Origin of the sequence: Kitasatospora sp. NPDC097643 (assembly GCF_040302625.1) — a bacterium.
Classification (GTDB): Bacteria; Actinomycetota; Actinomycetes; order Streptomycetales; family Streptomycetaceae; genus Kitasatospora.
On the sequence record NZ_JBEOSA010000041.1, the window covers coordinates 66,998 to 76,525 of the forward strand.

Annotated in this window: 8 protein-coding genes; 5 read left to right on the forward strand and 3 right to left on the reverse strand. The window is 72.0% G+C overall.

Annotated features, from left to right (window positions below; all coding sequences use genetic code 11):
• Positions 1–197: 197 nt before the first annotated feature.
• Both ABTY15_RS24660 and ABTY15_RS24665 read left to right on the forward strand, forming a co-directional pair.
• A complete protein-coding gene (locus ABTY15_RS24660; protein ID WP_350599140.1) occupies positions 198–596 on the forward strand; it encodes a hypothetical protein in 399 nt (132 codons plus the stop codon).
• 104 nt (positions 597–700) lie between these two features.
• A complete protein-coding gene (locus ABTY15_RS24665; RefSeq protein WP_502893579.1) occupies positions 701–2,734 on the forward strand; it encodes an APC family permease in 2,034 nt (677 codons plus the stop codon).
• A gap of 36 nt (positions 2,735–2,770) precedes the next feature.
• Here ABTY15_RS24665 and ABTY15_RS24670 read toward each other — a convergent pair whose 3' ends face one another.
• Positions 2,771–3,136, reverse strand: coding sequence for a hypothetical protein (locus ABTY15_RS24670; RefSeq protein WP_350599146.1), 366 nt, complete (start codon positions 3,134–3,136; stop codon positions 2,771–2,773).
• A 93-nt stretch (positions 3,137–3,229) separates the two neighbouring features.
• Positions 3,230–4,300 carry a magnesium and cobalt transport protein CorA gene (locus ABTY15_RS24675; protein WP_350599154.1) on the reverse strand — a complete coding sequence of 357 codons (1,071 nt, stop codon included), beginning with the start codon at positions 4,298–4,300 and terminating at the stop codon, positions 3,230–3,232.
• Positions 4,301–4,540: 240 nt separating this feature from the next.
• Here ABTY15_RS24675 and ABTY15_RS24680 point away from each other — a divergent pair, with 240 nt between their 5' ends.
• The gene (locus ABTY15_RS24680) at positions 4,541–4,918 is read left to right on the forward strand and encodes a hypothetical protein (protein ID WP_350599159.1); all 378 of its coding nucleotides are present in this window, start codon (positions 4,541–4,543) and stop codon (positions 4,916–4,918) included.
• 71 nt (positions 4,919–4,989) lie between these two features.
• Positions 4,990–5,949, forward strand: coding sequence for a hypothetical protein (locus tag ABTY15_RS24685; RefSeq protein ID WP_350599167.1), 960 nt, complete (start codon positions 4,990–4,992; stop codon positions 5,947–5,949).
• Between the two features lie 68 nt (positions 5,950–6,017).
• On the opposite strand, the gene ABTY15_RS24690 is transcribed toward ABTY15_RS24685, so the two are convergent.
• Entirely contained in the window at positions 6,018–8,723 is a 2,706-nt protein-coding gene (locus tag ABTY15_RS24690; RefSeq protein WP_350599202.1) for a glycosyl hydrolase, read from the reverse strand.
• A 299-nt stretch (positions 8,724–9,022) separates the two neighbouring features.
• Between ABTY15_RS24690 and ABTY15_RS24695 the strand changes: the two genes are divergently transcribed.
• The gene (locus ABTY15_RS24695; protein WP_350599205.1) at positions 9,023–9,406 is read left to right on the forward strand and encodes a hypothetical protein; all 384 of its coding nucleotides are present in this window, start codon (positions 9,023–9,025) and stop codon (positions 9,404–9,406) included.
• Positions 9,407–9,528 lie beyond the last annotated feature (122 nt).

Consider the following 9,528-nt stretch of genomic DNA (forward strand, 5'->3'; position numbering starts at 1 on the left):
TGCGGAGGTACCCGGCCGGTGAGGCGGTGGATCGGCGCGGTGGGGCGCGCCGTCAAGGTTGCGTTCGGATGCCGCCCACGCGCGTAAGGATCGCGTCAAGGACAGGCCTCCCCTCCTGTTCGAGTTCTTTGCTGGGGGACCGCACCGCCGGCGTTCGTCGGCCGAACCGGTACGAGTGGCCCGAGGAGTTCCCGTTCGTGCAGATGTACTCCGCCCGGCCCGGCGGCCGCACCTACTACCCGGTGCTCCGGCGACTGTCGCTCGGTGCGTCCGTCGCCGTCGTGCTGGTCGCGGCGGCCGTGCTCGCCGCCGGCCTCGCCCTGGGCGTCGGGGTGCGGGTCGGATGGCTCGCGGTGGGCGCGTACACCGCGCTCTGCGCCCTGGCGGGGGTCCTCTCCCGGCCGCAGGCCGCGCCGCTCACGGCATTCTCCGCCTGGCTCTTCTTCAACGGCTTCACCGAACACCGCTACGCCGAACTCGGCTGGTCGGGCGCGGAAGCCGGTCATCTCGCCCTGTTCACCGTTGCGGCGCTGGCCACCTCCGTGCCCGCCGCGTGGCCGCGACGACGGGTGCGGTTGCGGGTCCTGAAGATCTGACTGTGGCGGGCGACGGACCCCGGGGGCCACCGCATGCGCTCGAACGGCCTACGCCTGCGCCCGGTGGGCGTCGGGCCGACCCGTGGCCGCCTACGCTCGCAAGTGTGTTCAACCTGCCGCAGGTGCTCAAACGCCTCGTGATCGGTCGGGCGATGCGCAGCGAGGAGTTGGGCGAGACGCTGCTGCCCAAGCGGCTGGCGCTGCCGATCTTCGCCTCCGACCCGCTCTCCTCGGTCGCCTACGCGACCGGCGAGATCCTGCTGGTGCTCACCCTCGGCGGCACCGCCTTCCTCTACCTGACCCCGTGGATCGGGGCGGCCGTCATCGCGTTGATGGCCGTGGTGGTCCTGTCGTACCGGCAGGTGGTGCACGCCTACCCGAGCGGTGGCGGCTCGTACGAGGTGGTGTCGAAGAACCTCGGGGCGAACGCCGGCCTGGTGGTGGCGGCCTCGCTGCTGGTCGACTACGTGATGACGGTCGCGGTGTCGGTGGCGTCCGGCGTGGACAACATCATCTCCGCGTTCAACGGCCTCGCCGACTACCGGGTGCCGATGGCGATCGGCTTCGTCGTCCTGCTGACGGCGATGAACCTGCGCGGCGTGCGCGAGTCCGGCAAGGCCTTCGCCGCGCCGACGTACCTGTTCATCGGCGGCATCCTGCTGATGGTGGCCACCGGCGCGGTCCGGGTGCTGTTCGGCGACGACCCGCAGTCGCCGAGCGCGGCGTTCGGCATCAGCCCGGAGGACGCCAAGGACACCCTGGCCGGGTTCGGGCTGCTGATGCTGGGCCTGCGGGCGTTCGCGTCCGGCTGTACGGCGCTGACCGGGGTGGAGGCGATCTCCAACGGGGTGCCGGCCTTCCGGGCGCCGAAGTCGAGGAACGCCGCCACCACGATGTCCGTGATGGGGCTGACGGCGGTCGTGATGTTCGCCGGTGTCACCGCGCTCGCGATGACCTCGCACGTGCACTACGTGGACGACGCCTGCCGGCTCGTCGGGATCCCCGGCGACTGCCACGGCTACACCCAGCAGACCGTCATCGCGCAGCTGGCGTCGACCTTCCTCGGCGGGGACAACAGCGTGCCGTTCTACTTCATCCAGGCGGTCACCGCGTTGGTGCTGGTCCTGGCGGCCAACACCGCCTTCAACGGCTTCCCGCTGCTGGCCTCGATCCTGGCCGAGCACCGCTACCTGCCCCGGCAGATGCACACCCGCGGCGACCGGCTGGCCTTCTCCAACGGCATCATCGCGCTCGCGGTGGTGGCCGGCGCGCTGCTCTGGGGCTACGACGCGAACGTCACCAGCCTGATCCACCTGTACATCCTCGGCGTCTTCACCTCCTTCACGCTCTCCCAGATCGGCATGGTCCGGCACTGGAACGACGTGCTGCGCGCCGAGACCGACCCGGCCGTGCGCGGCGCCGCCCAGCGCTCCCGGGTGATCAACGGGCTGGGGGCGGTCACCACCGCGCTGGTGCTGGTCATCGTGCTGATCACCAAGTTCACCCAGGGAGCCTGGCTGGCCGTGGTGGCGGCCGTCGTGCTCTGGCTGATGATGCGGGGCATCCGGCGGCACTACGACGCGGTCTCGGACGAGCTCGCGATCGTCGACCCGCAGGAGGAGGCGGTGCGGCCGTCGAAGGTGCACGGGATCGTGCTGGTGTCCAAGCTGCACAAGGCGACGCTACGGGCGCTGGGCTACGCGCAGGCGTTCCGGCCGGACTCCCTGGAGGCCGTCACGGTCTCGGTGGAGCGGGACGACACCCGGGAGCTGGCGATCCGGTGGGACGAGTTCGACGTCGCGGTGCCGTTGAAGGTGCTGGAGTCGCCGTACCGGGAGATCACCAAGCCGGTGGTGCAGTACGTGCGGGAGTACCGGCGGAGCAATGCGCGCGAGGTGGTCGCCGTCTTCATCCCGGAGTACGTGGTCGGCCACTGGTGGGAGCACCTGCTGCACAACCAGTCGGCCCTGTGGCTGAAGAGCCGGCTGCTGTTCACCCCGGGCGTGATGGTGATCAGCGTGCCCTGGCAGCTGTCCTCCGCCCCCCGGGCCGACCACCCGGCCCGCCGGGCCCCCGGGGCCGTCCGCCGCGGCGAACCGGCTCCGCGGGGCGATGTCCCGGAGCCCGAGCGGCTCTGACGACCGTACGCCGGAGCGGGGGCGCGGGGCAGGTGCTCAGGCTCCGGTCAGCCAGTCCTCTTCGAGGCCGGCGAGCACGAACCCGTTCTCGAAGCGCACCCGGTACCTGATCCGAGCGCCGGCTCCGGCGTCGTACGCGCTGTGCCGGACGACCTGCTGACGGAGGTTGTCGATCAGGCTGTTCGTGAAGCTGTCGTACCGGCCGCCCCGGATCTGCTGGTCGAAGGCCGCGAGCCCGTCCTGGGCCGGGCCGCCGGCTTCCATGGCCGAGCCCGTGACGACGCCCGACAGGCCCTCGGCCAGGAACAGCGGACCGGGGAGGCCGGTCCTGGCCGCTGCGTCGTCCGCGGTGAGCTGCACATCCCTGGTCAGCCTCACCCTCGCGCCGGTCTCGTACGGCATGGGTGTACCCCCCTCGTTCGATCTTGCGCCTGATCACGGCCAGCGTAGCCGGGATGCCGGGGAGGGAGCGGGTGTCCGGCAAGATCGGGAGCCTCACGGCTTGCCGTGGGCACGCGGGGACGCCGTGCGTCCGGGCTCCGCCCGGGTGTCCACCCCGGGTAGCGGTGGGGTCGGCTCGGTGGGTCGTCGGTGCAGCCAGAGGTACAGCAGCAGGGAGGGCAGCAGCAGGCCGCCGCCGCTGAGGGCGAGGAACGCCGGGAGGCCGCTGAGGTGGTCGTCCAGCCAGCCGAAGTTCTGGCCGAAGAAGCCGACCACGAAGGACAGCGGCAGGAACACCGTGGCCAGGATGGTCAGGCGTTCCATGGTGGCGCTCTGTCGGAGGGTGATCTTGTTCTGTTCGACCGAGATCACCGCGATGTTCGCCTCCAGGACGGTGGCCAGCAGGTCGCGTTGGGCGGCGACCTCCTCGTTGACCAGCAGCAGGTGGTCGTGGACGTCCCGGAAGTACGGCAGGAGTTCGGCCGGCGCCCGGCCGGGCTGCAGCCGTCGGGCGAGCACCGCGAGCAGCGGGTGCACGGCGCGGTAGAAGTCGGTGGCCTCGCGGCGCAGGAAGTAGATCCGTTCGGTCGGGGCGACCGCCCCGGAGAACACGGTGGCCTCGATCTGCTCGATGTCGCGTTCGAGCTCCGCCACGACCGGCGCGTAGCTGTCGACGACCTGGTCGAAGATCGCCCAGAGCGTCGCGGCGCTGCCCGCCCGCAGCAGCTCGGGGCGGCCTTCGAGACGGCGCCGGGCACCGGCCAGCCCGCTGGCGATGCCCTGGCGGACGGTGATCACGAAGTGCTGGGAGAGGAAGATGCTGATCTCGCCGGTGTCGACCTCCTCGCGCTCGTCGTCGTAACGCGCGGTGCGCAGGATGATCAGCTCCGTGCCGTCCTCGTACTGCTCGGCCTTCGGCCGCAGGTGGAAGGCCTGGGCGTCCTCGATGGCGAGCTCGTGCAGCCCGAAGTACTCGCGCACCTGGGCCAGCTCCTCCGGGCCCGGCTCGAACACGCCCAGCCAGACGAACCCGCCCTGCGCGCAGTGTGCCGCCGCCTCTTCCAGGGGCATCGGGCCTTCGTGCTGGCGACGCCCGTCCCGGTAGTGTGCGCAGTCGACGATCATGGCGTCCGCCTCCTCACGTGCGGCTCCCCCCACTTGCGATGCTCCTCCCATCCCGCCGGTCGGGCAGCCCGCCGCGGGCAGCCCGCCGAGGCGGGCCACGAGGGACCGTGGAGCGGCCGTTCACGATCGCTGGAGGGCGCTGGCCAGGGGTTCCAGGGTGGGGTTTCCTGAAGCCGGGCCGGAGAGCACCGGGCACGACCGGAGCGCGGCCACGGACTGCCAAGACAAGGGGAGAACGCCGTGAAGATCAGCCGCAAGCTCGCCGCCACCGCTCTCGTGGGTGGCATCCTCGCCGGGACCGTTGCCCTGGCCTCGCCGGCCAGCGCCGAGGTCAAGCCGATCGACTGCGCCGCGTCCCAGTACCGCGGGGTGACGGTCTACTCCGGCGGCCCCGGCAACTACCACGCCGTGCGGTGTTTCGGCTTCACGGGCAGCGGGTCGACGACGCTCAGCGTCTGGATGACCGGCACCTCCGCCGTGGGCTCGGGCGTCAACACCGGCTACACCAACTACTACACCAGCGGTGGCCGCGACACCGGCGCACGGTTCAACCCGTGGAACATCACGCCGTACGTGGACATGAACTCGACCACCTACTCGGTCAACATCTGGTCCTAGTCCTCGCCTCCACCGCGACGGGCGCCAGGCGCGGTCCTGGCGCCCGCCGCCGCTTCGAAGGACGGTTCGCCATGAACGGTAGGACACGACGGGCGGTCGGGCTGCTCGCTCTGGCGGTGTCGGCCGCGGTGTCGGCGGCGGCCGTGGCCGGCTGCGGGCCGGCCTCGACCTCCGCCGGGGCGGCGCCCGCCGTCGGGCCGGTGCCGACCGTCACGACGGTCGAGCAGATCGCCCGGCCCATCGACCAGTACCTGGTGACGCCGGAGGAGGTCGCCACCCTCCAGTCCGCCGCGAACGCCCTGAACGCGACGTGCATGCGGGAGTTCGGACTGCCGCCGGTGGCCACCGACCTCATCGGGTTCGACGAGCAGGCCCTGCGGTACGACCGCACGCACGCGCCGCTGTACGGGTTCTTCGACCCGGCACGGGCCGCGGTGACCGGCTACGACCGGCTCCCCCCGGCGTCCGGGCCGGCCGCGCCGTCGGGCGCCCCGCCGTCACCGGAGGCGATGACGGTGGAGCACGGGACGGACCAGGTGGGGAACGCGGTCTCCGCCTACGCCGGAAAGCCGGTCCCCGCCGGGGGCTGCAAGGGCGAGAGCGTGCGCGCCACCGGGGGCGCGCTGCCCGTCCCGGACCCGAAGGCCCTGCCGGACCACGGCCCCGGCACGCCCACCGACGACCCGCGCGTGCGTGCCGCCTACGCCGCCTGGAGCGGCTGCATGAAGGCCAGGGGCTACACCTACGCCACCCCGCTGGACGTCCTGGCCGACACCGGCCCGCTGCCGAAGGCGACCGAGCGCAACGGCACGGTCACCGTGGAGCACGCGCCGGAGGAGCTGAAGCAGGCCGCGGACGACGTCGCGTGCAAGCTGTCGACCAACCTCGTCGGCATCGCGCTGGCCGTGCAGTGCGCCTACGACACCCGGTACATCGAGAGCCACGCCCAGGCCCTGGGCGACTACCGCCGCCGGATCACGGACCGGGTCCGCGCGGCGGCGCAGATCCTCCAGGAGCAGGGGAGGAACTGACGCCGCCGCGGTGACGACCTGGCGATTCGACCGGTCGGATCGACCGGTCGGATCGACCGGTCGGGGGATCAGTCGTCGGTCTCGTCGTACCGGCCGTGGCCGAGGCGGCGCAGGTCGAAGGACCAGATGCCGCGGCCGAAGGTGGCGGCGTAGAGCTTGCCGTCGGGGCCGAGCTTGAGCTGCTGGACCGAGGTGGTGGGCAGGTTGCGGCCGAGGACGCGCCAGTCGGTGGTGCCGGGCGCGCGGTAGAAGGCGGCCAGGTCGGTACCCAGGGCCAGGCCGCCGTTGGGCAGGATCTTCACCGAGGTGGCGGGGACGTCCGGCAGGTTGGCCGAGACGTCGGTCCAGCTGGCGCCGCCGTCGCGGGTCTCGAAGAGGTGTCCGATGCCGGCGCCGGGGCCCTCGGTCCACGCCCGCGAGAAGCCGGAGAAGGAGACGAGGACGTGCTGCGCGTCGTTCTCGTCGACGGCGAACGAGGAGACGTACCGGTTGGGCAGGGTGCCGTCCACCGGCAGGTTCAACTGGTGCCAGCCGGTGCCGTCGGTCTTGCCGACGGCGATGCCGCGGCTGAAGCCGACGTTGTTGCAGGGCCCGCACCAGCCCGCGTACACGGTGCCGTTGACGGTGGCGACGGCGGTGGCGACGTGGCCCGCGCCGAGGTCGTACGCGGCGGTCCACTCGCTGCCGCTGCGGATCGCGAAGCCCTTGTGCTGGACCCAGACGTGCCGGCCGCCGGCGATCCAGGTGTTGATGTCCTTCGGGTCGCTGGTGATCGGGGCGATGAAGCGCGCACCGGCGCCGCCGAGGTCCTTGTCCGGCGGGGCGACCTCGTAGGAGGTGGCCTTGCTCGGGTCCTTCGTCCAGCTTCCGTCGTTGACGGCGCAGTTCTGAGTGACCCACATGTCGAGGTAGACGTACTCCTCGGCGATGTTGCAGCCGTTGGCCGGGTCGACGATGGTGTCTGCGCCGTCACCGCCGAAGTTGGAGCCCATCACCTTGTCGTGGGCGCGCAGGATCGACTCGCCGTTGTCCTGGAGGCCGCCGCTGACGATGACGCCCCGGCCGGAGCGGTCCGCCGGGTCCTTGCCGACGCCCACCGAGTAGTACTGCAGGGTGTCGATCGTGCCGTCGTTGAGGGACTTCCAGTCCTTGCCGTGGCCCCAGGTGTCCAACTGGCCGTTGACCGGCCGGGTGTAGACGCCGCCGTCGTTGCCGACGTAGACGGAGGCCTTGCCGTGGGAGCCGCCGACGGCGACGGCGTGCTGGTCGGAGTGGGTGGTGGGGGAGCAGTCGCCGGTCTGCTTGGCCGGGTCGATGCTCCAGCAGGGGAAGCCGTTGTTCCAGTACGGGGCGATGGTGGCCCAGTTGGCACCGCCGTCGGTGGTCTCGAAGACCTCCTCCAGGCCCGCCCAGACGTGGTCCGGGTTGGCCGGGTCGACCTGGAGGAACTGGTTGTACCAGGACTGGATACCGGGCTGGTAGCCGTCGTCCTGGAGCGCCGAGCCGGAGCCCTTGAGCTTGTCCTTGTCCGCGACGAGGGTCCACGGACCCAGCGGGGAGCCGGACTTGGAGACGTAGACGCCCTTGAGGCCGGTGTCCGGGTTGTGCGCCATGACGTCCGGGGACTGGTCGATGGCGTAGTAGCGCGAGCCGTCGGCCGAGCGGGCGAAGGTCACGTTGCCGACGTTGGCGGCGTCGGTCGGCAGCTCGCCCAGCGAGGCCACCCGCTGCCAAGTGCCGTCCGCGGCCTTGCTGTAGAAGCCGTTGTAGGTGTCGCCGCCGCGCCAGCCGACCGCCAGGACCACCTTGCCCGGGTCCTTGGGGTCGATCGCGACGTCGTTGGCGATGTTCTTGTACGGCGCGGCGGGGTCGGCGGCCTTCGAACCACCGGGCAGGTAGTCCGGGTTGGGCGCGAACTCCAGCGTCCACGGTCCGGACAGGGTGGTGGCGGAGTGGCTCCACACACCCCGGCTGGTCGCCGCCCACACCTTGTCGCCGGCGAACCGCAGGGAGTGGATGGTGGTGGACTCCAGCTCGGCGCCGCCGACCCGGTTCCCGGGCTGGAACTCGCCGTGCTTCGGGTCCGCGAGCACGTAGACGCCCGTCCCCACGTACGAGGTCGCGCCGGTGTTGGACTCGCCGGTGGCGTACCAGAGCCGCCCGCCGCCGTCGAGGTTCAGGGTGCCGGTGGACAACGTCGGCAGCTTGTCGGCGATCGCCTCCCAGTGGCCGCCGCCGGTGCGGGAGCGGAACACACCGCCGTTCGCGCCGCCCGCGTACACGTAGCCGTCGTTGTCGGCCGCGAGGCCGGTGATCCGGCCGGTGACGAAGCCGGCGCCGCCGCTGGAGTTGGAGTTGACGTCGCGGTAGCGCGGGTCGTCGCCGTTGTACGGCTTGTTCGTCACGTGGTCCCAGGCGCCGGGCGTGTGCGGCAGCGACTGGAGCTGCGCCCACGCCGCACCGTACGCGCCGGGGGCGACCACGCCGGGAGCGGTGCGGGCCTCGGTGTACTGCGCGGTGCCCTCGGCGGAGTTCTCGGCCTCGTCGCTCTCGTCCGCACCGGACTCGGCGAGGGAAGCGGAGGCGTTCGCGGAGAAGGCCTTGGCGGAGGAGGCCTGACCGGCCGCGGCCCGGCCCTTGACCTTCTGTGCGTGCTTCTGGCCGATCTCGGTCAGGTGCTGCACCGGGTGCGGCTGGGGCGCGGTCTGCGGGCCGGGTGCGGCGAGGGCCTGAGTGGTGGTCAGGCCGAGTGCGGTGAGCGTGACGGCGCTCATGAGCAGCCGTCGTTGCCTGTTCGGCAAGGTGCGTCCTCCCTGGACATCCGGGGGGCGCGGTCGCGCTCCCCGACGTGAGCAGAGGGAAGCCTGGCCGGTGCCATGGGACGCTGGGAAGGGAATCGGCGTAACGAATGGTTAAAGCCAATTCTGTGAAATCAGTTCAGGGCAACGGAATTTCAGCCAGGAAGGTGGGAGCGGCACCGACGGAACCGAATGCGCAGGGAGGTCGTCTCACGGCCACACCGTCCGCCAGAACCGGGAGATCCCACCCCATGCACCTACACAGAGTCGTGGGGATGGCCGTGCTCGTCCTCACCACGCTCGGAGCCGCCTCGGCCTGCGATGCGGACAAGGGCGGCGACAACCAGCCGCCCATTCCGCCCGTGGCCCCCACCGCCGCCACGGCACCGCCTTCCACGGCGGCCCCGACCGTTGCTCCGACGGCCCCGGGCCCCACCACGGCGGCCGCTTCGCCGACCGCCCCGGCGGCCCCGGGCACGGCCACCCTGGCACCACCCCGAACGGCCCCGGCCGCCACGCCACCGCCCGCGACCCGCGCCGCCACACCGCCCCCAGCGGCCGTCACTCCTTCGCCCGCGGCGACGCCGCTCCCCGACGTCGAGAACCCGACCGACCTGGTCCACGGTTCCGCCGGCGCGCCCACTCGCCCGGCGCACTGACGCGGCGGCCGGCCCACCCCCACGGTGCGCTTGGCCAGCTGCTCCTGCCGCTCGGCGTCCGGCGCGCCCAGCAGGGCGCGGGCGTGCCCGGCCGTCAGCACCCCGGCGGCGACCCGGCTCTG